A 25,613-nucleotide genomic window follows, 5' to 3' on the forward strand; every position below is an offset into this window, starting at 1 on the left:
TCCTGAGGTTCAATATTTTATTATAGACCGACGCGTCGGGTTATGTTTAACTTGCTGATCGGTGGCTCGTGCGAATGGCAGAACCAGCAGTTACCATCTGTCGCCTTGCACCTGCCCGCACCTCGAAGACCTCCATGAGAAAAGCACATGCCACGCATTCGCGCCGATGACTACGATGCGAAGACCCAATCGATCCTGGACAGCGCCGCCAGCCTGTTCGCGAAGGTGGGGTATCCGAACGCCAAGATGCAGGACATCGCCAAAGCCTGCGGTGCCACGAAGTCGATGCTCTACCACTACTTCCCGGCCAAGGACGACCTGTTGTTCGCCATGCTGGAAGAGCATCTGGAGAATCTGATCGCCAGCATCGAGGAGATCGTGGCGCAGGCTGGAACCGCACAGCAACGCTTCGCCGCCTTCGTGGAGGTCTATGTCCAGAAGTCAGCGCAGTCGCGCCGCCGCCACCTGAGCGCAATGAACGACGTCAAGTTCTTGCCGAAAAACCTGCAGAACCCCCTTCTCGCGCTGGAAACCCGGGTCACGGAACTGGCGGCCGGCCTGCTTCGGGAGCTCAATCCCAAGCTTTCCGAAGCCGCCTACAAGCCCTACACCATGCTGCTGCTTGGCATGCTCAACTGGACAGACACCTGGTACAAGCCTGCCGGCACCATGAAGCCGCAGGAACTGTGCGACCGGATCTCCAGGCTGTTCCTGACCGGCTTTCTCGCTGAGAAGAGATGACGGGCTGACCGCCAGAGCGCGGCCGCTACAAGTCGCGCCCGATCAGCTCCTTCATGATCTCGTTGGTGCCGCCATAGATGCGCTGCGCGCGCGCATCCACGTAGGCCCGGGCAACCGGGTATTCGGCCATGAAGCCGTAGCCACCGTGCAGTTGCACGCAGGCGTCGACCACTTTTCCTTGCATGTCGGTGCACCAGTACTTGGCCATCGAAGCCGCCTGAGCATCGAGTTCGCCCCGCAACAAGAGCTCGATGCAGCGGTCGACGAAGGTCTGGCCGATCGCGATCCCGGTCTTGAGTTCGGCCAGCACGAAACGGGTGTTCTGGAAGTCCATCACGGCTTGGCCGAAGGCACGGCGTTCGCGCACGTAGTCAACCGTCAGGCGATAGGCCGATTCGGCGGCCGCCACGGCCGAGATGGCGATCTGCAGGCGCTCCCAGGGCAGTTCGGCCATCAGGTAAGAGAAGCCCTTGTTCTCTTCGCCCAGCAGATTTTCCATCGGCACCCGCACCCGATCGAAGAACAGCTCGCCGGTGTCTTGCGACTTCAACCCCATCTTCTTGAGCGGCGCGCCCTTGGTGAAGCCCGGCAAGCCCGCATCGACGACCAGCAGGCTGACGCCTTTGGCGCCGGCCGAGGGATCGGTCTTGGCGACAACGATGACCAGGTCGCACACGGTGCCATTGGAAATGAAGGTCTTGGCGCCCGACAGCACGTAGTGATCACCCTCGCGCACGGCGGTGGTTCGCACCGCCTTCACGTCGGAGCCGGTGCCCGGCTCAGTCATCGCCAGTGCACCGACCGCAAGTCCACTCACCATCTTCGGCAGATAGCTTGTCTTCAGATGCTCGCTGCCGAAATGCAACAGGTAGTTGGTGACGATCTCTGAATGCATGGCCAGCGACAGCCCGAAGTTGCTGTGCGCTGCGCCCTCCTCCAGCACGATCGCCGAATAGAGCAGGTCGGCGCCCGGCCCGCCGTAGTTTTCCGGCACCGAGGGGCACAGCAGCCCGGCCTCGCCCGCGGCTGCGAACAGACCGTGTTCGAAGCCGCCGCGTGCCTCCCAACGCTCGATGTGTGGTGCCACTTCACGCTGCAGGAAACGGCGCACGTTGTCGCGAAAGAGTTCGTGCTCGGGGGTGTAGATTTGGCGCTTCATGGTGTCTTCTTCATGCGACTTGGCGCTCGCGACCTGTCCAATAGGCCTCGCGCAGCTTGTACTTGAGCAGCTTTCCAGCGCCCGAAACCGGGAGTTCCGCGCGGAACTCGATGCTGCGCGGGCACTTGTATCCAGCGATCAGTTGCTTGCAGTGCGCGACGACGGCCGCCGCATCGACCGCCGCGCCCGGCTGCAGCACCAGCACGGCATGCACCCGCTCCCCCCAGTCCTCGTCGGGCACGCCCAGCACTGCGCACTGCGCCACGCCGGGCAACGACAGCACGGCGTTCTCCACCTCCGTAGAGTAGACGTTCTCGCCGCCGGTGATGATCATGTCCTTGAGCCGATCGACGATGTAGAGCATCCCCTCGGCGTCGACACGGCCGCCGTCGCCGGTGCGCATCCAGCCGTCCTGCAGCACCTGTGCCGTGGCCTCGGGCAGATTCCAGTAGCCCAGCATCACGCCGGGGCCGCGCAGCCAGACCTCCCCGACTTCGCCCCGTGCACATTCGCTGCCGTCCGGCCTCGCGATGCGGACCTCCATGCAGGCGGTCGGCAGCCCAGCCGCCAGGTGCCGCCCCTGGGCGCGGCTATCCTCGCCATGGCACCAGGCCGGCAGCGCGACCGCGATACCGGAGGTCTCGGTCATGCCGTAGAACTGCGTCAGCGCGACGTGCGGCAGCCGCGCGACGGTCTGCTCCAACAGCGTGCCGTCGATCGACGAGCCACCGTAGTAGAGTCGCTCCAGGTTGTCGAGCGTGCGGCCGGCGAGTGCCGGATGGTCGATCAGGCGGCGGATCATGGTGGGCACCAGGGCGGCCTCCACCACGCGTTCGCATTCAATCGCCTCGATGAAGGCGGCCGGGTCGAAAGCCGGCAGCAGGATCTGCGTGTCCTGCGCTACCATGGCCTGCAGCATCATCGCCAAGCCAGCCACGTGGAACATCGGCAAGGCATGCAGGCAGGCGACGCCCGGCGCGCGCTGCCCGATGGAGATCGACGCCAGCGTGCTGATGTAGAGGCCGCCGTGCGACAGCAGCACCCCCTTCGAACGGCCGGTGGTGCCGCCCGTGTAGAACAGCACCGCGGCATCGTCGCCATGGCGCCGCGCATCGGCCACGGGCGCGGCACCGGCGATCAGCGACTCACAAGACATGGCGCCGTTGAACGCGTGCGTGGTGCCGACGCCGACCACGGTCTCCAGCGTCGGCACGCGGGCCCGCAGCGGCTCCACCAGGGGAGCGAACGGTTCGTCGACGACCAACACGCGCGCGCTGCAGTCGACCAGCGAGAAGGCCACCTCTTCAATGCTCCATCGGCAGTTGACGGGTGCCAGCACGGCACCGGCCCACCAGCTTGCGTAGAACGCTTCGACGGCGAAATCGCTGTTGGAACCGAGAAAGGCAACCCGGTCGCCCGGCTGCACGCCAAGCGATTGCAGCGCGCCGGCGAGTCGCTCGACGCGGCCACCGAGTTCGGCATAGCTGGTGCGACGCTGCGCGCACACCAGGGCGGTGCGGCCGGGATGTTCGCGGCGTGCCTTGTGCAGGGCCTGTGTCAGGTGCATGGGGATGTCTCTCTTTCTGTGCGAGAACACAGTTTCTACGCCAAAGCGCCTCGCCATATCGTCGCATCCGACGACATTGCGGCGCAGCGGGCTTGCAAGAATCGATGGGTCGAACCGACGCCCTCAACCCAAAATTGGAGACGAGTCCATGCAGACCCCCAAGATGATCCCCTACGGCCAGCCCGGCTTCCTGGCTGCATACGGCGACGTGTGGAGCAGCGGCGATGCCGCGCTGCTCGGCACCTATTTCAGCGAAGACGGCCGCTACGTCGAATCGAGTTACCAGCACAGCTACGACGGGCGCGGGGAAATCATGCGCTTTTCGAAGTTCATGCATGCGTTCTCAAGCGGCGTGAAGATCGAATATGTGAGCGAATGCGGCACCGCTGACGGCTTCGCGCTCGAATGGGTCTGGAGCGGGCTGGCCGACGGCCCGATCCGCATCGACGGCGTGGTCTACCCGGCGGCCCATAAGCGCTACGAAATTCCCGGCGCGGCGTTCTGCCGTGCGAACGCGCAAGGCGAGATCACTTACCACCGCGACTACTACGACCTGCTCACGCTGGTGCGGCAACTGGGGATTGCGATGGCGGCCAGCTGAGTTGGCAGCGTTTCAGACCAGCATGCCACGGCGGCGCGCAACCGCAATCGCCTCCATGCGGTTGCGCACGTCGAGCTTGACGTTGATGTTGCGCAGATGGGTGCGCACCGTGGTCTCGGCGACGAAAAGGCGTTCGGCCATCTGGTCGTTGGACAGGCCCTCGGCCACCAGCCCTAGCACCTGCACTTCCTTGCGGGTCAGCAACTCGCTGGCGCTGGCCGTGGTCGCAGGCTGGCGCACCGGCGTATTGGCGGCGGGCTGCGCACCGTCGGGCGCGGCATTTCGCAGCAATTGGTCGACAAAGGCGGTCGCCGCATCGCCGCCCTCCTCCAGCAGCACCGTCGGTACGGCGCGCAGTTCGCGCAGCATCGCGAGCAGCAGACGCCCCTCGTCCAGAAAAGCACGCACATAGCCTTCCGCCGCCGCGAAGCGCACCGCCTTGGCCAGCACCCGCATCGCCTTGTTGCGCTGTTCGTCGCGGTAGAGCGCCTGCGCCAGCAGCAGGCGCAGGGTCAGCACGCGGCGCTCGCGCTGCGCCCGCTCGGCCGCGTCAAGTTCGCTGCGCAGGCTGTGCACCACCTCGGCAGCATGGCCGCTCTGCACCGACCAGCGCGCCACCGCCAGCTCGTGTGTCTCGACCTCGTTGGCGCGCAGCGACAGCTGCGACACGCGCGTCCACAACAGTTTGTCGCCGCAACGGTCGAGCTCGGTGCGTGCCCGCGCAAGACGGCCTTCCACCACCAGCATGCGCACGCGCTCCAGCCGTGCCGACGCCACCACCCGCGGCAAGCTGTCGCGGTGTCCGATGTGCTCGAGTTCGGTCAGCAATTGCTGCGCGCGGTCGCCGTCGCCACGGCTGTGGGCGATGCGGGCCATCACGACGTGCGCGATGATCAGTTGGTCCGGAATGCCCACGCGTCGGATCAGCGGGATGTAGACCGCGAGCAGGCGCTCGGCCTGCGCGCACTGGTCGGCTTCGTACAGCGCTTCGGCCAGCAGCACGCCGGCCATCGCGTTGCCGTTGGTGGCACGCGACGCATCGACCGTGCCGGCGCTCACCGCCAGCCGCAGCCGCGGAATCGCCTTGCGCAGTCGGCCCTGCGTGAGGTCCACCGCGCCTTCGACCGCGTCCGACAGCGTGAAGTTGAAGCTGCTGCTGTGCTCCGGCTGATGGCTGCGCACGGCGTCAGCGAAGCGCAGCGCCTCGTGGTAGCGCCCGGCGATCATCGCCAGGTTGGCCAGAATGACCTGGAGAAAGCCGCGGACGAAGGCCACGCTCTGCGGCAGGCCGTCGAGCAGCGCTGTGGCCAGCGGCATCGCCTCGTCGGTGCGGTCGGTCAACACCATGAACAGCGGGCGCATGGCATCGCGGTGCGCACGCACCTCCGCCGACCGGTCGGCACGCGCTTCGAGCCGATCGAGCAGCATGGCGGCGGCGCGCGGCCCGCGCGCGAAGCACACGGCCCAGGCATGCACCACCTGCAGCATCGGATGCGCATCGAGCTGGCCGCGTTCGAGCAGCGGGTCGAGCCAGCGCGACAGCAGCCGAACCCGGCCCTGGTCGAGCAGGCCCTGCGCATGGACCGCGAGCAGCGGCATCGCGAGCGACAGGTCCTGCGCGGCGAGCGCGTGCTCGATCGCCGGGACGGGACGCCCCTGGTCGAGGAACCATTGCGAGGCGGCGCGATGCAGCGCCGGAATTTCCTGCGGATGCTGGCGCAGCAACTCGGCGCGCAGGAACTCCGCGAACATCGCGTGGTAGCGGTAGCCGCCGCCATCGGCCTGCAGCGGAATCAGGAACAGGTTGGCCTCATCAAGCGCGTGGAGCATAACGGCGCTGTCGCTTCGGGCGCAGATCACGTTGCACAGCGTGGCGTTCAAGTCGCTCAAGATGCTGGTGCGCAGCAGGAAGCCGCGCACGTCCTCGGTCTGGCGCGAAAGTACGTCTTCAACCAGGTAATCGACCACCGCCGCGTTCGAGCCCGAGAAACCGGCGATGAAGCGGCCAGGCTGCTCGCGGTGTTCGAGCGACACCGACGCCAGCCACAGCGCCGCCGCCCAGCCGTCGGTGCTGCGATGCAGGCGCACCACGTCTTCCTGCGCCAGCACCAGGCCGCGGCGTTGGCGCAGGAAGCCATCGGTTTCGGCCACCGAGAAACGCAGCTGCTTCGGCTGCACTTCCAGCAGCCGGCCGCGCGCGCGCAGGCGGCCGAGGCTGAGTTCGGGGACGCCGCGCGAGCCGACCGCCACCTGCACGCCGCGCGGCAGCTGGTCGATCAGTTCGTTGACGAGCCCGACAACCGCCGGGCTCTGCAGCACCTCGAAGTCGTCGAGGAACAGCACGAAAGGCGTCGGATGCGCGGCCACGCGGTCGATCAGCGCAAAGGCCATGCCGTCCGGCCCCGCGCCCGCTGTGGCGGAAGCAGCTTGGGCGAGCCCGGGCACCAGCGGATCGAGTGCCGAGGCCAGCACGGCGAGAAAGCGGCCTACGTCGTTGTCAGCGCGATCGAGCGTGAGCCACGCGGTGGGCACGCCCGCCTCGTCGAAGCGGCGCCGCACCTGCAACATGACGGTGGTCTTGCCGAAGCCGGCGGGTGCGCGCAGCAACACCAGCTTGGCCGCGCCCGCATTGAAGATGGCCTCGCAGATCTCGGTGCGGGCCACCTCGAAAGGCGTCGGCTGCGGCGCGTTGAGCTTGGATGCGAGCGGTGACGCCGAACCGGTCTCACGCCGCGACATCAGCGGTTCGAAGAGGGGAAGGGGGACTGGCTCGGCCATGGTAAGAGCTTACGCGCGGCCGTTACAAACCGGCACTGGGCCATCCCTAGGTGCGCGCATAGAGCGTCACCACGCAGGCACCTCCAAGCCCGAGGTTGTGCTGCAGCGCCCAACGCGCGCCTTCCACCTGCCGCGCGCCTGCCTGCCCGCGCAGTTGCCACACCAACTCGGCGCACTGTGCGATCCCGGTCGCACCCAGCGGATGACCCTTCGAGAGCAAGCCGCCCGACGGATTCGTCACCACCTTGCCCCCATAGGTGTTGTCGCCATCGGCGATGAACTTCTCCGCACCGCCCTCGGGTGCGAAACCCAGCGCTTCGTAGGTGATCAGTTCGTTGGCAGTGAAGCAGTCGTGCAGTTCCGCCACCGGAATGTCCTCCGGCCCGATGCCGGCCGCTTCGTACACCTGCCGCGCGGCGCTGCGCGCCATGTCGTAGCCGACCAGCTTGCGCATGTCGCTTTCGTCAAAGCTACTGTTGCCATCAGTAGTCATCGCCTGAGCGCGGATGACCACGCTGCGGTCAAGCCGGTGCCGCTTCGCGAAGTCCTCGGAGCACAGCACCGCCGCCGCGCCGCCGCAAGTCGGCGGGCAGCACTGCAGCCGCGTGAGCGGGTCGAACACCATTGGCGACGTCATCACCTCATCGAGTGTGAGCGGTTCGCGAAAGATGGCGTTAGGGTTGTGCTGCGCATGCCGGCGCGCCTTGACGGCGATGCGAGCGAAGGTCTCGGGCAGCGTGCCGTAGAGTTGCATGTGCATGCGGCCCGCGCCCCCAAAGAGCTGTGCTGCGATCGGCGCCTGCGGATCGGTGCCCTGCGTGGCCTGCATCGCATCGAGCAGCCGCTGCGACGGGTCCGGCCGATCGGCGAAATGCGTGCCGAGAGCGCCGCGCTGCATCTGCTCGAAACCGAGCGCCAGCACGCATTCGGCCGCCCCGCTGGCGATCGCCTGTCGCGCCAGGTAGAGCGCGGTCGAGCCGGTGGCGCAGTTGTTGTTGACGTTGATCACCGGGACGCTGGTTAGGCCCAGGTGGTAGACCGCCGCCTGGCCGCTGCAGGAATCTCCGTACACATAGCCCGCGTAGACCTGTTCGATGCGCTGGTAGTCAACGCCCGCATCCGCCAGCGCCGCCTTCGCCGCACGCGCGCCGAGCAGTGGGTACGGGTCGCTGGCGCCCGGCTTTGCGAAGGGGATCATGCCGACGCCGGCCACGTGCACGGCCCGGCTCATTTGGCGCTCATCTGTGCGTAGTCGAGCACCACCTTCCAGCGGCCGTCCTGCAATTGCGACAGGCGCGATTCGCTGGAGGCCAGGTGGTTGGTCGGCGACCAACTCATCTCGGGCATGCCGAAGATGTCGGACGGCACCCGCATAGACTCCACGGTCTTTGCAAGGCTGTCGGTCGTGAGGTTCGGCCCCGTCTTCTGCATGGCGCCGATAAGACGGTCGAGGATCACATAGCCGTAAACCGAAAACACCGATGGCGAATCGGTGAAACTGGTCTTGTACTTGTTGGCCCAGAAACGCAGCGGTGCGGAGGCATCGTCCTCGTAGGGTTGCTGCGCGGTCATGGTGGTGTAGAAGCCGTCCATCGCCTTGCCGCCGAGTTTGGGGATCAAGTCGGTATAGGCAGATACCGAGGCGACCATGGTCGGGTTGTAGCCCAGCTTGCGCGCCTCGGCGATGGTGCCGACGGACTCGCGGATCAGCGTGCCCATGACGATGAAGTCGCAGTTCGCGGCCTTCATGCGCGCGACCTGCGAAGAAAAATCGGTGGCACCGCGTTTGTAGGTCGTGCGTTCGGCAAACTCAACGTTGATCGACTTCAGTCCGAGCTCGGCGCCGCGCATCACTTCCAGGCCGAACTCGTCGTCCTGGTAGATCGTGCAGGCCTTGGTCGCCTTCGTCTCGCGATAGAGCTTGGGCACGGCCTTCACCATCTGCTCGACATAGGACGAAATGAACGCAAACTTGTATTTGCTGACCGGCTCGTACATGTCGCGTGCCAGCGCCATCGGAAAGAAGTTGATGACGCCGCGCTGCATCAGCACCGGCAACGCGGCGTTGTTGCTCGCGGTGCCGAGCAGGCCAGCCATGACGAAGACCTTGTCCTGCGTCACCAGCTTCTGCGTGGCCAGCACCGCGCGCTTCGGGTCGTAGCCGTTGTCCTCGATGAGCAGCTTGACCTTGCGGCCGTTGACGCCGCCCTGCTCGTTGGCCTCGGCGATCCGCAGGTTCATGCCGTTGCGCAGGTCCTTGCCGTAGGAGGCGAGCGGCCCCGAAAGGTCGAGGATGGTGCCGACCAGGATTTCGTCCTTGGTCACGCCCTGTTGTTGGGCCGTCGCCGCCTGGCCGAACAACACGCAGCTGCCGAGCACGAGCGCGATTCTTCGAAATTTTTTCATGGAGTCTCTCCTTGTGTCGAGATGCGTGAATGAATGCATGAACGATGGCCGCGCTTCACCGATCGACGACACGCCAGCGCCCGTCGCGAATCTGGGAAAGCCGCGCCACCTCGGAACCGAGCCGCTTGGTCGCCGAGAAAGTGAGTTCGCCGGAGCCGAAGTAGGTCGCGGGCAAGGTCATGCCATCGAGGGTCTTGCCGAAGCTCTCGGTGGAAAGCTGCGGGCCGACCTTGCGGGCAACCCGCACGAAGTGGTCGACCACGACATAGCCGTAAGACGAGAAGACCGTCGCATCTTCGCCGTACTTTTCCTTGTAACGCGCTGCCCACTTGCGCAGTTCGGGCGGGCCGATGTCCAGATACGGCTGCTCGACCGACATGGTTGCGTAGAGTCCTTCAACATCCTTGCCACCGAGTTGCGGCACCGCGCTGCTGTAGGCGCCTGCGGTGCCGACGAAGACCGGATTGAAGCCGATCTTGCGCGAATCGGTCATCACGCCCACCGTCTCCCGGACCGTCGTCCCTAGCACCACGAAGTCACAGCCCGCCGCCGACAGCCGCGCGACCTGCGACGAGAAGTCGGTGGCACCGCGCTTGTAGCTGGTCTTCTCGATCAGTTCCTTGCCGTCGTCCTTCAGGCCCGCTTCGGCGCCACGCAGGATCTCCAGGCCAAACTCGTCGTCCTGGTAGACCGAGCACGGCTTCCTGATGCTTTTCTCCTTCGCCAGTCGAGGGATTTCTGTTCGCATCTGCCCGAAATAGGGGGAAACGAACGCGTACTTCAGCGGCGTCGGCGGATCGTATGCCTCACGTGCCGACGTCAGTGGAAAGAAGTTGATGATGTTCTTCTGCGTCAGCAGCGGCACCGTCGCCAAGGTGGTGGCCGTGCCGAGTGTGCCGATCATCAGCAGGATGCCGTCGCGGTCCACCAGCTTCTGCGTGGCCAGCACGGCCTTTTTAGGATCGTATGCATGGTCTTCGACCAGCAGCTTGATCTGACGCCCGGCGATCCCGCCTTCGGCATTGATTTCCTGCACGCGCATGCGCATGCCGTTGAGCGCCTGCTTGCCCGGACCCGCCAGCGGCCCCGACAAATCCTGCAAGGTACCGAGCCTGATCTCGGTCGGCGAGACGCCCGGCGTCTGCGCGGCGGCCAACGCCGGCGCAAGCAGCATGGCCGCGACACAGACGGCACCGGGCCGCATAAAAATCCATTGCCTTGTCATATCGCTCATCGAAGTGCCTCGTTGGTTGTTGGTTTGATCAGGACTCACAGGGGCGGCAGGTGCTGCACGCTGCCGTAGCGCGCGTACCCGGCGCTCACGCCCGCCTGCACCGTGCCGTAGCCGACCACGCCGTCGCAGCGGAACTCCATCGGCTGGTCCGCCACCGTGCGCAGCAGGCGGCGATGCGCCGGGTCCGCGAGGTTCCAGGTGCCGTGATCGGTGTGCAGCGGGCCTCGGTCGTCGCCCTGGAACCATCCCTGCAGGCCACCATAGAGGCCGCCCTTGAGGTGATACCGGTTGGGCAACGCCCGCATTTCGAGCGTGCTCTGCCGGCCGTCCTCGAACTGCAGCCGGAATTCGCCGCCCGCGAGCACCTGGCTGTGCGGGCCCGGCTCCCACTGCAGGTCGTGGTCGACCTGTACGATCGTTCGGGCCGGCGCATCTGCACCGATTGCAGCGGTCTCGCTGCCACCCAGAAAGCGGTGCGCGCCCGGCGCCCGCTCCTTGAGGAAGAAATGCACCGCGCGATCTTCGAACTGGGCGCAGACGAAGGCCCACAGCATGGGCGAGAAAGCCGTCACGGGCGGCGTGCTTTCGTCGCTGCGCGCCTCGATGCGCAGGCCCCAGGACCGATCGCGCGCACCCCAGCAATGAGCCTCGTCGACCTGGTGCCGCTGGCCGGCCACCTCGATCCAGCCGGCGTAGCGGCCCATCTGGACGAAGCGATTGAGGTCGGAGAGAACCCTGCCCTTCACACGTATGACTTCCTTGCCCTCTTCGTTGGGGGCCGTCCGGCCGGAGAACGTCAGATCGAGCGCGATGGACGAGTCATTGGGTTCCAGGCGAATGCGATGGGTGGCCAGACCTTCGAGCACCTCGATGTGCAGCGGGCCGATGCGGCTGTCTAGCGGTGCGTCGCCCGCGTGGCGCGACGCTCGGAAGTCATGTTGCACGCCTGCGATGCTCACCCCCGCGTAGCCGTCGAGCACGCCACGGTGGGGGTAGCACGCCATGCCGATGTTGAAGACGATGTCGGACGTCGGCACCGTCGCGCCCATGTACCAGAAGCGCTCCGTGAAGATCGCCGGCGCCACATCGCCCATCGGCTCGGCGCCGACGCTGGCATCGCGGGTGTCGCTGGTCACATGACCGAACAGGTCGTCTTGGGGTGTCAGCATGAGCGGGCTTTCAATGGCGTCGGTTGTTAAGTGGTGCTGGTCAGCTGGCCGATCCGGCTGCGCGGTATGCGTCGGAGCTCTTCCGCGTTGGCTGCCATGCCATACGCCAGCGTCCAGCGCTCGATCTCGCCACGTTGTGTCGGCTCGATGTCCAGCGTGTTGGCCAGTCTGTCAACCAGCTCGACCACCCGTACATCCAGAGCATCGATGGCGTCGAGGAGCGCGCCCCCGCCGTCAACTTGCGCGGAACACAACGTTGCCGCTGCGCTCGGCATTTCGGCCAGCGCCTGTCGACGCACGTTCAGCTGGGCCTGTAGCGGTGCTTCGGCCCAGTCCACCTGCAACACCAGCAGGTCGAGCACCTGCAAGACGGCGAACAGGTTGGCGCGCGCATTCGAATCGGTGAGCTGCGGAAGAACGGCCTCGCGCAAGGTCGCGGTGGCGCCGTTCAGCAAATGATCGAGAGACCGGCTCACAGTGCCTCCTCCAGCGCCTTACCGAGGTGATCGAGGTACATCGGTACGTTGAAGCCCAGGCAGGCCATGCGCAGATCCTTGCTGCCCGATTCCAGCCCGGCGGTGCCACCCATGTTGATGACCGCCATCTTGTAGAGCGTGAATATTCCGTAGTAGCGCATCGCTTCGGCCTGCACTTCGATACCGCTGCGCGCCTGGTAGCGCGCGAGGAAGTCGGTCGGAGAAATCAGGCCACGCAACCGCAGCTCGGGCAGCAGCACCCAGCACAGGTCCTCGTGCGGGTCGCCCGGATGCGCCATCTCCCAATCGAGGATGGCCGTGATCCGCGTGTCGCACACCAGGAAGTTGCCGACCCGATAGTCGCCATGCACGATCACCTTGCGTACCGGCTCCGGACTGTGCCGTAGCAGCCAGGCTTCGGCGAGCGCGACCAGCGGATAGGGCCGGCGAGCCCAGCGCTCGCGACAGCCGCGCCAAAACTCCACCTGCGTTGCGCCGCCCGCGCGGGTCAATGCATCGATGCCGCTGTCGGGCAACGCCAGTCGCTCAGGCGGGAGGCTGTGCAACGCGGCCAGCGCATCGGCGAAGTGTGTGCCGATCTCGCCGAGCGCAGCACCTTCAGGCATCCCATAGTCACGGACGAAGGGGTTGAGTTCGCGGCCCGCCACCTTGTCCGTGATGAGAAAAGGCGCGCCCAGAATGCTCGGATCGTCGCTGTACCAGAGCAGCTTCGGCACCGGCACGTCGCTGCCGTCACAGGCCTCGAGCGCACCGGCCTGAGGCAGCGCGCTATATGGCGCCATCAGCCCCTGAGGCGAACCGATCTTGACGACCAGTGCCCTGCCATCGAATACTGGGGCGCACGCTGCGCGGACGATGAACATCACCGTGATCCACGACAACCCGCCGGTCAGTCGCACGACGTCGTCGAGTCGGACATCGCATTCCAGATGCCGGGCAAGGAATTCGGTCAGCCGCGCAGCAATCGCAGCGTCACCGAGGTCGGCTCGACAGTCTGCGGCCGCGGGCAGGCGCGCTCCCGACGATTCGGATGCGGCTGCCGATACAGAGGCGGCAGTCTGGGTGGTGGCGGTTTCCGTGTTCATCGGTACATCGCCTCGATGCTCTGGGCATATTTGGTCTGCACGAGCTTGCGCTTGAGCTTCATGGTCGGCGTGAGCTCTTCGTCCTCGGCGCCGAGCTGGGTCTCCAGCAGGAAGAACTTCTTGATCTGCTCGACACGGGCGAACTTCTTGTTGACCTTGTCGATCTCCGCGTGGATCAGCGCCAGCACCTCTGATGCGCGCGTCAGGCTGGCGTAATTGGAGAAGGGAATGTCGTGATCCTGTGCGTACTTCTCGACGTTCTCCTGCTCGATCATCACGATCGCGGTGAGGTAAGCGCGCCGGTCGCCGATGACGACCGCGTCCGTCACGTAAGGCGAAAACTTCAGCTCGTTCTCCCATTCGCTGGGCGTGACGTTCTTCCCGCCGGCGGTGATGATGATGTCCTTCATCCGATCGGTGATGCGGAAGTAGCCGTCCGCATCGGCCACACCGACGTCGCCTGTGTGCAGCCACCCGTCGGCGTCGATTGTCTCGGCCGTCTTTTCCGGTTGATTCAGGTAGCCCATGAAGACGTTCGGTCCTCGGATCAGCAACTCGCCGGTGCGCTCGTCGACGCGAACCTCGTTGTAGCTGCTGGCGATGCCGATGCTGCCAAGCCGCATGCCACGCGGCGGCATTGCGGTCGAGATGCCGCACGACTCGGTCTGCCCCCATGCTTCCAGCATCGGAATGCCGAGCGCGAGGTACCAACGAATGAGGTCAGGTGCGATCGGCGCGGCACCGGTCGCAAGAAAGCGGCACCGGTGGATGCCGATGAAGCGCCGTACGTTGTTGAGCGACGCGATGCCCGCCATGCGGTATTTGAGACGCAGCCACGGGCCGACCGTCTCGCCCTTGAGCACCTTGTCGCTGACCTTGTGGCCGACCGACAGAGACCACGCATACAAGGCTTGCTGGACCGCCCCCGCTTCCTTGACCGAAATGGTGACGGCCGAGTAGAACTTCTCCCACAACCGCGGCACGCCGCCGAACACCGTCGGCGCGATCTCGCGCACGTTCTCGGGCACCGTGTCCGGGTTCTCCACGAAATTCATTCGCGTGCCCGTGTAGAGCGATGCGTACAGTCCCGTCACCCGCTCCGCCACATGACACAGCGGCAGGAAGCACATGCGCTCGTCGCGCTCGTCCTGCGGCAGCGTTGCGTTCTGGCCATGCACCGCCGTCAGCAGGCTGAGGTGCGAGTGCATCGCGCCCTTGGGCTTGCCGGTGGTGCCCGAGGTGTAGATCAGGATCGCAAGATCGCCGGCGCTGCGTGAGTTGCGGCGGCGCTCGAACTCGCCCGGATGCGCGTTGTCGAATGCCTTGCCTTCGACCTGCAGCAGGTCGAGCGTCGTCACCATCGGATCGGTGAAGTCGCTCAAGCCCGTCGGGTCGATGACGACGATGCGGCGCAGCCGGGGCAGGCGCGAGCGGACTTCCAGCACCTTGTCGAGCTGCTCCTCGTCTTCGACCACGACCACGACGGTCGAAGAATCCTCGCAGAGGAACTGCACCTGTTCCACTGAATCGGTGGGATAAATGCCATTGGCCACGCCGCCCGCCGACAACACCGCGAGGTCGCACCACACCCATTCGATGCGCGTGTTGGAAAGGATCGACACGCAGTCGCCTGCTTGCAGTCCCTGTGCAGCCAGGCCCATCGCCAGTTCGCGCACCACGGTACCAACCTGGTTCCAGCTCCAGCCGCGCCAGATGCCGAGGTCCTTCTGGCGCATGAGCGTTGCGTCGCCACGCTTCGCCACCGCGTTCCAGAACATCGCGGGGAGCGTTTCGCCCGGCACCACGATGTCGTGACGCGGCTCGAAATGATCGAAATTCCAGAGATTTGCCATGTTTACCGCCAAGTCTTCTTCTTTTTCCACCGCCGGTCGCCGCGTGCGCCCGCTTCCTTCATGCCGAGATAGAACTCCTTGATGTCGTCCTTCTCGCGCAGTCGCTCGCAGATGTCATCCATCACGATGCGGCCGTTTTCCAGCACGTAGCCGTGGTCGGCCACATTGAGTGCCATGTTCGCGTTCTGCTCGACGAGCAGGATGGTGGTTCCGCGCTCGCGGTTGACGCGCACGACGATTTCGAAGATCTCCTTGGTCAGCTTGGGACTGAGCCCGAGGCTGGGCTCATCCAGGAGGATCAGCGCGGGCCCGGCCAGGATGGCGCGGGCGATGGCGAGCATCTGCTGCTGCCCGCCCGAGAGAAGACCCGCGTTCTGCCGGGCGCGGTCGTGCAGGATCGGGAAGTAACCGAAGACCGACTCCATGTCGCGCGCCACACCGTCCCGGTCCTTGCGGGTGTAGGCACCCATCAGCAGGTTGTCGTACACCGAGAGCAGCGGAAACACTTCGCGGCCCTCGGGCACGTGGCTGAGGCCGCGACGCACCACCTCGCTCGGCTCGCGCGCCGTGATGTCCTCTCCGCGAAAGGTGATGCTGCCTTTGCGCGGATCGATGATGCCGGAGATGGTCTTGAGAATGGTGGTCTTGCCGGCACCGTTGGAGCCCAGCACAGTGACGATCTGGCCTTCGGTCACGGTCAGGCTCACGCCGCGGATGGCTTTGATCGGGCCGTAGGCGCTCTCGACGTTCGCCAGTGTGAGAATCGCTTCGGTCATGCCGCCACCTCCCGCCGCAGCGACGCCACGTCTTCCACCGTGCCAAGGTAGGCCTCGACCACCGCCGGGTCGGCCTGTACCTCGGCTGGGCCGCCGAGCGCGAGCACCTCGCCTTGGCTCATCGCCAACACGCGGTCCGACACCTTGGACACCAGGCCCATGTCGTGCTCCACCATCAGGATGGTCACGCCCAGTTCGCGCTGGATGTCCTGGATCCAAAAGGCCATGTCACCAGTCTCTTCGACGTTCAGGCCGGACGAGGGTTCGTCCAGCAGCAGCAGCTTCGGCTCGGTCGAGAGCGCCCGCGCCAACTCCACCACCTTGCGCACGCCGTATGGCAGGCCGGCCACCAGTGCATCGCGATAGTGCTGCAGATCAAGCAGGTCGATCACCTCCTCCACCTTGCGGCGCGTCTCGCGCTCGGCATTGCGCACCTTGCGCGTGAAGAGAAGATCACCCCAGACCGAGGTCGAACGATGGATGTGCCGGCCGATCAACAGGTTCTGAAGCACCGTCGCATGCTCGAACAACTCGATGTTCTGAAAAGTGCGTGCGATACCCAGCGCGGCAACGCCGTGGGCCGGCACGTCGGCCAGAGAGCGGCCCTCGAACTCGATGCGGCCGGCACTCGGCGTGTAGATGCGACTGATCAGGTTGAACACGGTCGTCTTGCCAGCGCCGTTGGGCCCGATGAGCGTGAACACCTCGCCGCGCTTCACATCGAAGCTGACCTTGTTGACCGCCAGCACTCCGCCGAATCGCACGGTGAGGTCGCGGGCCGAAAGCATGACCTGACTCATTTCAGCCGCTCCGATTTCTGGAAAGACTTCTGGCGCTTGAACATGCCGCGCCGATAGAAGGGATAAAGCTCCAGCCATGTGCGCACCTTGAGCCAGCGACCGTACAGCCCCATCGGCTCCAGCATCACGAAGGCAATCAGCACTACGCCGTAGACGACACTCTGCAGCCCGGTGGCCTCGCCGATCGCCGACGGCAGCATGTCTTTCGCAAGCGCGATGAGCTGCGGCATAACGATGAGGAAGATCGCGCCCAGGAAAGCACCGTGCATCGAACCGAGCCCGCCGATGACGACCATCAGCAGCAGATCGATCGACTGCACCAGGCTGAACTGCTCGGGCGAGATGAACTGGATCTTGTGCGCATACAGCGCGCCGCCGAGCCCGGCCAGGGCGGCCGAAATGGCGAAGGACATCGACTTGTAGCGCGCCAGCTGGATGCCCATGCTCTGCGCCGAGATCTCCGAGTCGCGAATCGCCACAAAGGCGCGCCCGGTGGGTGAGCGCAGCAGGTTCAGCACTGCCAGCGTGCAGCCCAACATGCAGACCAGGCAGAGAAAGTAGAACGAGGTCGAGTCGTCGAGCGTCCAGCCGAACATGGAAGGGCTCGGCACCGTGCGGCCGGCGTTGCCGCCCGTCACGCTTTCCCAGCGGGCCAGAACCTCCTCGACGATGAAACCGAAGGACAGGGTCGCAATGCCCAGGTACATGCCCTTCACTCGCAGCGCCGGCAGCCCGACGACCACGCCCACCGCGGCCGACAGTCCCATCGCACAGGCCAGCGACAGCGGAAACGGCCAGCCCCTGGCGATCAGGTACGCCTCGGTGTACGCGCCGACGCCCATGAAGGCCGCATGGCCGATGGAGAACTGGCCGGTGAACCCTGCCAGCAGCATCAGGCCAACGGCGACGATCGCATAGATGAAGCTGAACACCAGCTGCGCGAGCCAGTAATCAGGCAGCACCCATGGCGCGGCAAGCAGCGCGATCATCAGCAGCCCGTACCAGAAACGCTGGCCGCCGTGCCGTACCAGGTCGATGTCCTGGTCGTAGCCGGTCTTGAAGAGGAAGCGCATGTCAGACCTTCTTTCTGGCGCTGCCGCCGAACAATCCGGTCGGCTTGACCGCCAGCATCAGCAGCACCACTGCATAAGGCATCACGTCCTTGAATCCCTCGGGGAGATAAAAACCCGACAGCGACTCGACCAGACCGATGACGAGGCCACCGACGATCGCCCCCGGCAAGCTGCCGAAGCCGCCGACGATGGCTGCGGGAAATGCCTTGAGGCCAATAAAGCCCATGTTCACGTGCACGAAAGTGATCGGCGCCAGCAGCAGGCCGGCCGCCGCGGCCACAGCGGCCGCCAGGCCCCAAACCAGGCCGTTCAGGCGCTGCACCGGAATGCCCATGTAGTACGCCGCGAGCTGGTTCTGCGAGGCCGCCTGCATCGCGATGCCGATGCGGGTGAACCGGAACAGCAGCCACAGCGCACCGCACAACAGCGCGGTGGCAGCAATCACCACCAACTGCTCGCCAGCGAGGACGACGCCGCCCGCGCTGAACGCGACGCCTTTGTAGGGCGCCAATAGCGTGTGGGTGTCGGTGCCCACGCCGGGCAGCATGGTGATTGCACCGCGTGCGACGTAGCCGATGCCGAAAGTCAACATGACGATCGAGAAGGCCGGCTGCCCCAGCACCGGGCGGATGACGAGCCGCTCGACGAGCACACCGAAGGCACCCATCGCGAGCACCGACAGCACCGCAGCCAGCCAAAACGGCATATGGAAGACGCTCATGCAGGCGAAGCCGGCGAACGCGCCAAGCATCATCAACTCGCCCTGCGCGAAATTGACCGTCTCGGTGGCCTTGTAGATCAGCACGAACCCGAGCGCGATAAGCCCGTAGACGCACCCCTGCGCCAGTCCTGCGACGATGATTTGCAGCAGCAAACGGATGTCTCCTTCAAGATGCGCCGGCGACTTCGAGGAGCACTGGCTGTCGTTTTGGGTGCTGCACGACGGACGCCATGCAGACCACCTTAAGTTAAGGTTTCGAGGAGTGCCCGATATCGTCCGATCCGACGATCCATGGCCTGCGTGCATGCACGTATTCCCGTAGTCGAATCCCAAGTAAAAACAGCCTGGCGCCTTGCGGCGACAGACTGCATTTGCCTGACTTCGACGGACCGTGCACATGGCACGTCGTCAGCGTCAATCGACAGATTTGAAGGACAGCGTGCCGGGGTTCGCCTTCAGCAGCACCAGCTTCTGCAGGGAGAGATGGTTGCTCGGGCTGAAGGACACCGGCGATGACATCACGCCGGTGTCGTACTCCTTGAGCCCATCGAGCTGCGTCACGGTGCAAGCCCAGGTCAATGCCTTGCCGCAGCGGTTGAAGGCCTCGAACATCGTCTTGGCGCCTGCGTAGCCAGTGAAGGTGAAACGGTTGACCTTGGCGAAGTCGTCCGAACTCAGCAACGCCTTGGCCTTTGCCAGGAAGGCCTTGCCCTTGTCGCTCTCTTCCGCCACCACGTAGTCGAGCACGTAGACGTTATCGCCCGCCGCGCCCATCAGCTTGAGCGCGACCGGCACACGCGACACGTACGAGATGCCCATCGGAATCTTCAGGCCCAGGCGCTCCAGTTCCTTGGCCATGGCGACGTTCTCGCCGACCACGCCGCCGGCATACAGCACCTCGGCACCCGCCTCTTTGGTGCGCAGCATCTCGGACGAGAAGTCGACCTGGCCTTTCTTGTAGACCGCGGTCGAGACGACACTGAGCTTCTTCGCCTTCTGCGCTGCCTCAAAGCCCTGACGCGACAGGTCGCCGTACTCGTCGTCCTGCGTCACCACCGCCCACTTCTTTCCCGGGTAGCGGGAGGCCAGCGCCTCGGTCAACTGCTCGGCCACCAGCGGATGCTTGGTGCCGAATACGAACACGTTCTTGACCACCGGCGTGTGCAGGTCGTCCGAGAAGCTGATGGTGCTGATGGCCGGCACGCCCAGCTCCTTGACCAGCGGCAGCGCGGCCTGGCCTTGCCCGCTGCCCGACAGCGAGGTCAGCGCGAACACCTTGTCGACCGTCACCAGCTTACGCACGCCCTGGATAGTGCGTGAGACCACATAGCCGTCGTCTTCGGAGATCAGCCTCAGCTTGCGACCGTTGATGCCGCCGGCGGAATTGACCTCGGCCACGGCGAGCTTCACGCCGATGTTGTGCGCCACGCCCAACAGCGCAGGTGGCCCGGTCAGCGGCAGGATGTCGCCGACCACGATCTCGGTGTCGGTTACGCCTTGCTGCTGCGCGATCGCGGGGAGCGCCCAGCCAGTGCAGGCAAGGCAGAGGGCGGCAATGGCGGTCTTCTTGAATCTCATGGGTGTCTCCGTTGTGGTTCGAAAAAGGCTGCGCCTTCAGTAGCGCAGCGGCCAGTGAATCCAGCGATGCCGCAGGTCATGCCACATGCCCAGCAACCCGCGTGAATCGAAGCGCAGGAAGGCGATGATGGCGATGCCGTACAACATGCTCTTGACCTCGTGCGCGCTGGTGGTCAGCACCTCGGCATAGCGGCCGCCGAGCAGTCCGAACAGCGATGCGACCACTTCGGGCAGCGTGACGATGAAGACCGTGCCCAACACGGCGCCCAGCACCGAGCCAACCCCACCCACCACGATGATCGCAAGCGCCTCGATGCTCAGCAGGAAGGGGAAGCCCTCCACCGTCACGAAGTTGATGTAAATCGCCATGAGAGCGCCGCCAATGCCGGTGATGAAGGCGCTGATGACGAAGGCGACCAGCTTGTAGCGCCACAGGTTGATGCCCATGGCGCGCGCGGCGATGTCGTTGTCGCGGATCGCGACGAAGGCGCGGCCGAGCCGCGTGCGGCGGATGTTCAGCACGACCAGGACGGTGAGCACGGCAACGGCCAGGCACAGGCCGTAGAGCGCCTTGTCGTCGGCCAAGCTGACGCCGAAGAGCGTCGGCCTGGGCACCTGGATGCCGCGCGCCGCGCCGGTGAACTTGCCGCCCGCCAGGATCACCGCGCTCACGATGAAAGAGAACGCGAGCGTGGTGATCGCCAGGTACAGCCCCTTGAGCCGCAGCGAAGGCACCCCCACCACCAGCCCTGCAACGGCCGGCACCACGCCCGCCATGCCGAAAGCCAGCAGCGGATGCCAGCCGAGCCGGCTCACCGCGATGGCATAGCCGTAGGCCCCGAGCATCAGGAAAGCAACATGGCCGAGCGAGATCAGCCCGGTGAAGCCCGTCAGCACGTTGAGCCCCAGCACTGCAACCAAACTGAAAAGGATCACCGTCACGTGCGACAGCACGTAGGCATTTGCCACCCACGGCAGCACGACCAGCGCGGCCAGCATGATCGCCACCCAGGTCTTGACCAGGCGGGAATCCGTCAGCGCGACCAACGCGCTGAAGTCCTGTTTGAAGAAACCACTGCGCATCAGACCCTCTCGATCTCACGTTCACCGAACAGGCCGAAGGGTCGGACCATCAACACCACGAGGATCAGCAGGAAGCCCGCCACCTCCTTAAGCGTCGACAACACATAGCCGCCGACCAGGTTCTCCGCCACGCCGATCACCAAGCCGCTGATGCCGGAGCCGATCACCGCGTCGAGTCCGCCGAGCACAGTGGCGGGGAAGGCCTTCAGGCCCAGCGCGAACAACTCGGGCGACAGGTTGTAGATGACGGCGAAGAACACGCCTGCGAGCCCGGCGAAGACCGACGAGGCCGCCCAGGCCACCGCCTGAACCTGCGCCGTCGACACGCCCATCAGTCGCGCCGTCTTCTCGTCAGCCGCCACCGCCCGCATCGCGATGCCAAAGCGGCTGCGCTGGAAGAAGAACCACACGCCCAGTACGCACAGCAGCAGCACCCCCACCACGCCGATCTGGCTGCTGCGCATGCCGATCCCACCGAAGCGCAGCACCGCATCGGCCGCGCCCCCGTCCAGCTTCTGCGGCGAGGCGCCCCAGACCAGGATGACGAGCGAGCGCAGCACCACGGCCAGGCCGATAGTGACAAGCACCGCCGAGAACACCGGCTCGCCCAGCATCGGCCGCATCACGATGCGCTCGATCAGCAGCCCGACCGCAATGCCCCCAACGACGGCCATCGCGACCACACCGAGCGCGCCGGTGCCGAAGGTGGTGTTGAATGACCACGACAGGTACGCGATCAGCATGCCCACCTCACCCTGCGCAAAGTTGACCAGGCCGGTGGCCTTATAGATGACCGAGAAGGCCATCGCGATCAGTCCGTAGATGGCACCGATCACTAGCCCCGAGATCACCAGTTCAGAAAAATAACCCATCAGGCAGCCCCTCCATAGATCTGCTCGAGTTCGCGTGCGAACTTCTGGTTGATGAGCCCACGTCGGACTTTCTGCGTGGCCGTGAGTTCACCGTCGTCGTGGTCGAGTTCTTTATCGAAGATCACGAAGCGGCGCACGTTCTCGACCCGCGCGAAACGCGCGTTCACCGCGTCGACCACGCCCTGCACGAGTTCGCGCACCTCCGGCAGGCTGGCGAGCGACTTGTAGGTCGTGTATTGCAGGTCGCGCTCGCCGGCCCAGCGACCCACACTGTCGAAGTCGATCTGGATCAGCCCGCCGAGGAACTTCTTACCCTCGCCCACGACGATGGCCTCGCGCACGAAGGGGCTGTCCTTGAGCGCGTTCTCGATCTCGGACGGCGCGATGTTCTTGCCGCCGCTGGTGATGATGATGGCCTTCTTGCGGTCCACCACCGCGATCTCGCCGTCGGGCCGCACCTCGACGATGTCGCCGGTCGCGAGCCAGCCTTGGGCGTCCAGCACATCCTGCGTTCCCTTGTCGTCGAACAGGTAGCCCTTGAACACGCCCGGCGAGCGCACGAACACTTCGTTGTCGGGTCCCAGCTTCCATTCGGTTCCGGGCAGCGGCACGCCGCAGCTGCCGGCGACGTTGGGCCGGTCGGGCAGTTGCACGAAGGCGAGTCCGCCGCACTCGGTCAGGCCGTAGCCCTGGCCCACCGGTAGGCCGATGATGTCAAAAAAGCGCAGCGTCTCAGGTGACACCGAGGCGCCGCCGCACATGCGCGTGTGGCTGCGGTTCAACCCCATGTGGCGCTGCATGTTGCGAAAGAGCAGCGCATACCAGAGGCCGAACTCCAGCCGGTCGGCCGGCCCAACGCGCCCGCCTGCGGCGGCTCTTCGGTCCGACAGCAAGCGCCCGCGCTGCATGCCCTTGCGGAAGATTGCGTGCGGAATGCGCCCGCTGTCCTTCATGCGGAACTCGAAGTTCTGCTGCAGCTTTTCCCAAATGCGCGGGACGCCGAGAAAGAACGACGGCGCGATCTCACGGATGTTCGCCGACACCGTATCGACCGATTCCGCAAAGTTCACGCAGCCGCCCGTCATCAGGTGCATGACCGTCGAATAGCTGCGCTCGGCCACATGGCACAGTGGCAGATAGCAAACCGACTCGAAGCGCTTGCCCAACATCCCGCGCGCGGCTGCATAGGCATGGGCGCCGTAGACGAAGTTGCGGTGCGTCAGCATGGCGCCCTTGGGCGGCCCGGTGGTGCCCGAGGTGTAGACCAAGATGTTGACGTCGTCCGGCTGCAGCGACGCGATCGACGCGTCCAGCCGCTGCGCGGCCAGCGGGTCTTCCGCCGCCAGCAACCGGCCGAATTCGATCAGTGCCTCGAAGCTGCGCGGCCTGCCAGGTTCGTAGCGGCGCAGGCCCTTCATGTCGACGCAGAACACGTGTTCGAGGAAAGGCAGGCCATCGCCCTGCTTCATCGCATCGAGCACCTTGTCGGTCTGTTCCTGGTCGCCGGTGATGGCGACCTTCGCCTGGCAATGGCGCGCGATGTACTGCACCTCGGGCCAGGGGTTGGTCGGGTAGATGCCAACCACCTGCACGCCGAGCATCTGCGCCCCGAGGTCGGCGAAGAACCAAGCCGGCACGTCTTCCGCCGCAATGATGATGCGGTCGCCGCGCACGAGGCCCAGTTTCATCAGGCCCAGCGCCACATGTCGGGCCGCGGCTTCATAGCCGGCCCAGGTCGTGCCCTGCCAGATGCCGTGGTTCTTCTCGCGCAGGGCGACCTGGTCGCCTCGCGTGCGGGCATGGGTCTGCAGCAGCTGCGGTAGCGTGGCCTCGCCGCGCGCGAGCCGTTCGTCCGAAATCATGAAATCAGGCATGGGTCGGTTCTCCTCCGAGATAGGCCGCCAGCACACGCGGATCAGCCGCCACCTGCTGTGGTGTGCCTTCGGCGATCAAGCTGCCGAAGTCGAGCACGTAGATGCGGTCGGACAGGTCCATCACCACCTGCATGTCGTGCTCGATCATCAACACCGACACGCCGAACTCGTCGCGGATGTCGAGCGTGAAGCGGGCGATGTCCTCCTTCTCCTCGCGGTTCATGCCGGCCACGATCTCGTCGAGCAGCAGCAGCGCCGGTTCGCAGGCCAGCGCGCGGCCTAGTTCCACCCGCTTCTGCTGCCCGTAGGCCAACTGTGACACCGGCTTGTCGCGCAGTTCCTCGATCTCCAGAAATTCGATGATCTGCTCCACCTTGCGGCGCGCGGCGATCTCGGCATTGCGCGGGCGGCCCCAGTACAGCAGTGATTCCAGCACGCTGTAGTCGAAGTGCACGTGACGGCCGATCAGGAGGTTCTCGACCACCGTGCCGTGGCGAAACAACGCCAGGTTCTGGAAGGTGCGACCGATGCCCGCAGCCGCATAGTCCGACGACTTCAGCCGCGCCGTGTCTTCGCCCTTGAAGAGAATTTGCCCCGCCGATAGCGGCAGCACGCCGCTGATCAAGTTGAAGGTGGTGGTCTTACCGGCGCCGTTGGGTCCGATCAGGCTCACGATCTCGCCGGGCATGACGTGAAGGCTGACGTCGTTGACTGCCTTCACCCCGCCGAAGGAGCGGGATGCGCCACGCACATCGAGGACGGGTCCGCTCATGACAACCACCTCTTTCGACGCTTGTAGTGCTTCACGTCCCGCATGCTGGTGTGGCCCTGCTGCGTGCTCAGGCCGAGGTAGAACTCGCGTACATCGGCGTTGCGGCCCAGAGCCTCGGATGTACCGTCGAGCACCACACGACCGTTCTCCATGATGTAGGCGTAGTCGGCGATGGCCAGGGCGCGGCTGGCGTTCTGCTCGACCAGCAGGATGGTCAGCCCGCTGCGGTCACGAAGGGTCTGAATCGCCTCGAAGATCTCCGACACCACCAGCGGGGCCAAACCGAGTGAAGGCTCGTCGAGCGCCAGCATCTTCGGGCGGCTCATCAGCGCGCGGCCGATGGCGACCATCTGCTGTTCGCCGCCCGACAGGTACCCAGCAATCTGGTTCCGTTTCTCAACCAGTCGCGGGAACAGGCCGAACACGTAATCGCGCGCTTCGACAAGGCTGCTTCGGTCCTGCAGGTGTGCGCCGACGATCAGGTTTTCCTCGACCGTCAGCGTGGCGAACAGCCGTCGACCTTCTGGAACCTGCACCAGGCCGAGGCCCACGATGCCGTGTGCCGAGGCACTTTCGATCGACTGACCCAGCAATTGGATCGAACCCTTTTCGATCTTTCCGTCCTCGGCATCTAGCACGGCCGAGACGGCCTTGAGCACGGTGGACTTGCCGGCGCCGTTCGAGCCGAGCAAGGCCACGATACGTCCCGCAGGCACTTCGAGCGACACATCGCGCACCGCCTCGATGGCACCACCGTAGACCACCTGGATGTTGCGGATAGCCAGCATCGGTGTCGGCGTCGCATGCGATGCGGGGCTCGGCGACCGTAATGAAAGCGGGCCCGGCGTTGCGGGATGAAGTGTCATGGGCGTTAAGTCCATTTGCTATGTGGGCGGCAAGCGAAACACTTCGCTTTCTTTTTTGTTAGACCGTCTGGTCGGTCTTTTAATGTGCCGATTGTGTCGTGGTACGTG

The 25,613-nt window shown here is 65.1% G+C and carries 22 protein-coding genes; 2 read left to right on the forward strand and 20 right to left on the reverse strand.

Annotated features, from left to right (window positions below):
• The first annotated feature begins 147 nt into the window (after window positions 1–147).
• Complete coding sequence (locus tag AC1DSF_RS27775) at window positions 148–741, forward strand: TetR/AcrR family transcriptional regulator (protein ID WP_478183809.1); 594 nt, start codon at window positions 148–150, stop codon at window positions 739–741.
• 25 nt (window positions 742–766) lie between these two features.
• On the opposite strand, the gene AC1DSF_RS27780 is transcribed toward AC1DSF_RS27775, so the two are convergent.
• Both AC1DSF_RS27780 and AC1DSF_RS27785 read right to left on the reverse strand, forming a co-directional pair.
• Complete coding sequence (locus AC1DSF_RS27780; RefSeq protein ID WP_478183810.1) at window positions 767–1,900, reverse strand: acyl-CoA dehydrogenase family protein; 1,134 nt, start codon at window positions 1,898–1,900, stop codon at window positions 767–769.
• Between the two features lie 10 nt (window positions 1,901–1,910).
• Entirely contained in the window at window positions 1,911–3,467 is a 1,557-nt protein-coding gene (locus AC1DSF_RS27785) for a long-chain-fatty-acid--CoA ligase (protein ID WP_478183811.1), read from the reverse strand.
• Between the two features lie 148 nt (window positions 3,468–3,615).
• Between AC1DSF_RS27785 and AC1DSF_RS27790 the strand changes: the two genes are divergently transcribed.
• A complete protein-coding gene (locus AC1DSF_RS27790) occupies window positions 3,616–4,068 on the forward strand; it encodes an ester cyclase (protein WP_478183812.1) in 453 nt (150 codons plus the stop codon).
• Window positions 4,069–4,080: 12 nt separating this feature from the next.
• Here the strand turns inward: AC1DSF_RS27790 and AC1DSF_RS27795 are convergent, their stop codons facing one another.
• The 18 genes from AC1DSF_RS27795 to AC1DSF_RS27880 form a co-directional block, all read right to left on the reverse strand.
• Window positions 4,081–6,846 (reverse strand): winged helix-turn-helix domain-containing protein, encoded by a 2,766-nt coding sequence (locus AC1DSF_RS27795; RefSeq protein WP_478183813.1) that lies wholly within the window; start codon window positions 6,844–6,846, stop codon window positions 4,081–4,083.
• Window positions 6,847–6,892: 46 nt separating this feature from the next.
• A complete protein-coding gene (locus AC1DSF_RS27800; protein WP_478183814.1) occupies window positions 6,893–8,077 on the reverse strand; it encodes a lipid-transfer protein in 1,185 nt (394 codons plus the stop codon).
• Window positions 8,074–9,252, reverse strand: coding sequence for an ABC transporter substrate-binding protein (locus AC1DSF_RS27805; protein ID WP_478183815.1), 1,179 nt, complete (start codon window positions 9,250–9,252; stop codon window positions 8,074–8,076). The genes AC1DSF_RS27800 and AC1DSF_RS27805 overlap by 4 nt, the downstream gene beginning before the upstream one ends.
• Window positions 9,253–9,307: 55 nt before the next feature.
• Window positions 9,308–10,477: an ABC transporter substrate-binding protein gene (locus AC1DSF_RS27810; protein WP_478183872.1), complete on the reverse strand. Its 1,170-nt coding sequence runs from the start codon at window positions 10,475–10,477 to the stop codon at window positions 9,308–9,310.
• 44 nt (window positions 10,478–10,521) lie between these two features.
• Window positions 10,522–11,655, reverse strand: coding sequence for an Rv3169 family protein (locus AC1DSF_RS27815; RefSeq protein ID WP_478183816.1), 1,134 nt, complete (start codon window positions 11,653–11,655; stop codon window positions 10,522–10,524).
• Between the two features lie 26 nt (window positions 11,656–11,681).
• Window positions 11,682–12,131, reverse strand: coding sequence for a hypothetical protein (locus tag AC1DSF_RS27820; RefSeq protein WP_478183817.1), 450 nt, complete (start codon window positions 12,129–12,131; stop codon window positions 11,682–11,684).
• The gene (locus AC1DSF_RS27825) at window positions 12,128–13,237 is read right to left on the reverse strand and encodes a phosphotransferase family protein (protein WP_478183818.1); all 1,110 of its coding nucleotides are present in this window, start codon (window positions 13,235–13,237) and stop codon (window positions 12,128–12,130) included. Before AC1DSF_RS27825 ends, AC1DSF_RS27820 begins: the two co-directional genes overlap by 4 nt.
• Entirely contained in the window at window positions 13,234–15,090 is a 1,857-nt protein-coding gene (locus tag AC1DSF_RS27830; protein WP_478183819.1) for an AMP-dependent synthetase/ligase, read from the reverse strand. The genes AC1DSF_RS27825 and AC1DSF_RS27830 overlap by 4 nt, the downstream gene beginning before the upstream one ends.
• Before the next feature lie 2 nt (window positions 15,091–15,092).
• Window positions 15,093–15,866: an ABC transporter ATP-binding protein gene (locus tag AC1DSF_RS27835; protein WP_478183820.1), complete on the reverse strand. Its 774-nt coding sequence runs from the start codon at window positions 15,864–15,866 to the stop codon at window positions 15,093–15,095.
• Entirely contained in the window at window positions 15,863–16,666 is an 804-nt protein-coding gene (locus AC1DSF_RS27840) for an ABC transporter ATP-binding protein (RefSeq protein ID WP_478183821.1), read from the reverse strand. Before AC1DSF_RS27840 ends, AC1DSF_RS27835 begins: the two co-directional genes overlap by 4 nt.
• Window positions 16,663–17,739, reverse strand: a complete 1,077-nt coding sequence (locus AC1DSF_RS27845; protein WP_478183822.1) for a branched-chain amino acid ABC transporter permease — start codon at window positions 17,737–17,739, stop codon at window positions 16,663–16,665. Before AC1DSF_RS27845 ends, AC1DSF_RS27840 begins: the two co-directional genes overlap by 4 nt.
• 1 nt (window position 17,740) lies before the next feature.
• The gene (locus tag AC1DSF_RS27850) at window positions 17,741–18,613 is read right to left on the reverse strand and encodes a branched-chain amino acid ABC transporter permease (RefSeq protein WP_478183823.1); all 873 of its coding nucleotides are present in this window, start codon (window positions 18,611–18,613) and stop codon (window positions 17,741–17,743) included.
• Between the two features lie 261 nt (window positions 18,614–18,874).
• A complete protein-coding gene (locus AC1DSF_RS27855; RefSeq protein WP_478183824.1) occupies window positions 18,875–20,038 on the reverse strand; it encodes an ABC transporter substrate-binding protein in 1,164 nt (387 codons plus the stop codon).
• Window positions 20,039–20,074: 36 nt separating this feature from the next.
• Complete coding sequence (locus AC1DSF_RS27860; protein ID WP_478183825.1) at window positions 20,075–21,121, reverse strand: branched-chain amino acid ABC transporter permease; 1,047 nt, start codon at window positions 21,119–21,121, stop codon at window positions 20,075–20,077.
• Window positions 21,121–21,993, reverse strand: coding sequence for a branched-chain amino acid ABC transporter permease (locus AC1DSF_RS27865; protein WP_478183826.1), 873 nt, complete (start codon window positions 21,991–21,993; stop codon window positions 21,121–21,123). The genes AC1DSF_RS27860 and AC1DSF_RS27865 overlap by 1 nt, the downstream gene beginning before the upstream one ends.
• Entirely contained in the window at window positions 21,993–23,867 is a 1,875-nt protein-coding gene (locus AC1DSF_RS27870; RefSeq protein WP_478183827.1) for an AMP-dependent synthetase/ligase, read from the reverse strand. The genes AC1DSF_RS27865 and AC1DSF_RS27870 overlap by 1 nt, the downstream gene beginning before the upstream one ends.
• Window positions 23,860–24,639 carry an ABC transporter ATP-binding protein gene (locus AC1DSF_RS27875; RefSeq protein ID WP_478183828.1) on the reverse strand — a complete coding sequence of 260 codons (780 nt, stop codon included), beginning with the start codon at window positions 24,637–24,639 and terminating at the stop codon, window positions 23,860–23,862. The genes AC1DSF_RS27870 and AC1DSF_RS27875 overlap by 8 nt, the downstream gene beginning before the upstream one ends.
• Window positions 24,636–25,505, reverse strand: a complete 870-nt coding sequence (locus AC1DSF_RS27880; RefSeq protein WP_478183829.1) for an ABC transporter ATP-binding protein — start codon at window positions 25,503–25,505, stop codon at window positions 24,636–24,638. Before AC1DSF_RS27880 ends, AC1DSF_RS27875 begins: the two co-directional genes overlap by 4 nt.
• Window positions 25,506–25,613 lie beyond the last annotated feature (108 nt).

This window comes from Variovorax sp. 01N429, assembly GCF_056399425.1.

What these genes read in the sequence shown, in the direction of transcription:
- AC1DSF_RS27775 (WP_478183809.1), top strand. Translation starts at nt 148, where the DNA reads ATGCCACGCATTCGCGCCGATGACTACGATGCGAAGACCCAATCGATC.
- AC1DSF_RS27815 (WP_478183816.1), bottom strand. Translation starts at nt 11,655, where the DNA reads ATGCTGACACCCCAAGACGACCTGTTCGGTCATGTGACCAGCGACACC.
- AC1DSF_RS27795 (WP_478183813.1), bottom strand. Translation starts at nt 6,846, where the DNA reads ATGGCCGAGCCAGTCCCCCTTCCCCTCTTCGAACCGCTGATGTCGCGG.
- AC1DSF_RS27810 (WP_478183872.1), bottom strand. Translation starts at nt 10,477, where the DNA reads ATGACAAGGCAATGGATTTTTATGCGGCCCGGTGCCGTCTGTGTCGCG.
- AC1DSF_RS27855 (WP_478183824.1), bottom strand. Translation starts at nt 20,038, where the DNA reads ATGAGATTCAAGAAGACCGCCATTGCCGCCCTCTGCCTTGCCTGCACT.
- AC1DSF_RS27875 (WP_478183828.1), bottom strand. Translation starts at nt 24,639, where the DNA reads ATGAGCGGACCCGTCCTCGATGTGCGTGGCGCATCCCGCTCCTTCGGC.
- AC1DSF_RS27860 (WP_478183825.1), bottom strand. Translation starts at nt 21,121, where the DNA reads ATGCGCAGTGGTTTCTTCAAACAGGACTTCAGCGCGTTGGTCGCGCTG.
- AC1DSF_RS27805 (WP_478183815.1), bottom strand. Translation starts at nt 9,252, where the DNA reads ATGAAAAAATTTCGAAGAATCGCGCTCGTGCTCGGCAGCTGCGTGTTG.
- AC1DSF_RS27825 (WP_478183818.1), bottom strand. Translation starts at nt 13,237, where the DNA reads ATGAACACGGAAACCGCCACCACCCAGACTGCCGCCTCTGTATCGGCA.
- AC1DSF_RS27835 (WP_478183820.1), bottom strand. Translation starts at nt 15,866, where the DNA reads ATGACCGAAGCGATTCTCACACTGGCGAACGTCGAGAGCGCCTACGGC.
- AC1DSF_RS27785 (WP_478183811.1), bottom strand. Translation starts at nt 3,467, where the DNA reads ATGCACCTGACACAGGCCCTGCACAAGGCACGCCGCGAACATCCCGGC.
- AC1DSF_RS27780 (WP_478183810.1), bottom strand. Translation starts at nt 1,900, where the DNA reads ATGAAGCGCCAAATCTACACCCCCGAGCACGAACTCTTTCGCGACAAC.
- AC1DSF_RS27865 (WP_478183826.1), bottom strand. Translation starts at nt 21,993, where the DNA reads ATGGGTTATTTTTCTGAACTGGTGATCTCGGGGCTAGTGATCGGTGCC.
- AC1DSF_RS27870 (WP_478183827.1), bottom strand. Translation starts at nt 23,867, where the DNA reads ATGCCTGATTTCATGATTTCGGACGAACGGCTCGCGCGCGGCGAGGCC.
- AC1DSF_RS27880 (WP_478183829.1), bottom strand. Translation starts at nt 25,505, where the DNA reads ATGACACTTCATCCCGCAACGCCGGGCCCGCTTTCATTACGGTCGCCG.
- AC1DSF_RS27845 (WP_478183822.1), bottom strand. Translation starts at nt 17,739, where the DNA reads ATGCGCTTCCTCTTCAAGACCGGCTACGACCAGGACATCGACCTGGTA.
- AC1DSF_RS27790 (WP_478183812.1), top strand. Translation starts at nt 3,616, where the DNA reads ATGCAGACCCCCAAGATGATCCCCTACGGCCAGCCCGGCTTCCTGGCT.
- AC1DSF_RS27800 (WP_478183814.1), bottom strand. Translation starts at nt 8,077, where the DNA reads ATGAGCCGGGCCGTGCACGTGGCCGGCGTCGGCATGATCCCCTTCGCA.
- AC1DSF_RS27830 (WP_478183819.1), bottom strand. Translation starts at nt 15,090, where the DNA reads ATGGCAAATCTCTGGAATTTCGATCATTTCGAGCCGCGTCACGACATC.
- AC1DSF_RS27840 (WP_478183821.1), bottom strand. Translation starts at nt 16,666, where the DNA reads ATGAGTCAGGTCATGCTTTCGGCCCGCGACCTCACCGTGCGATTCGGC.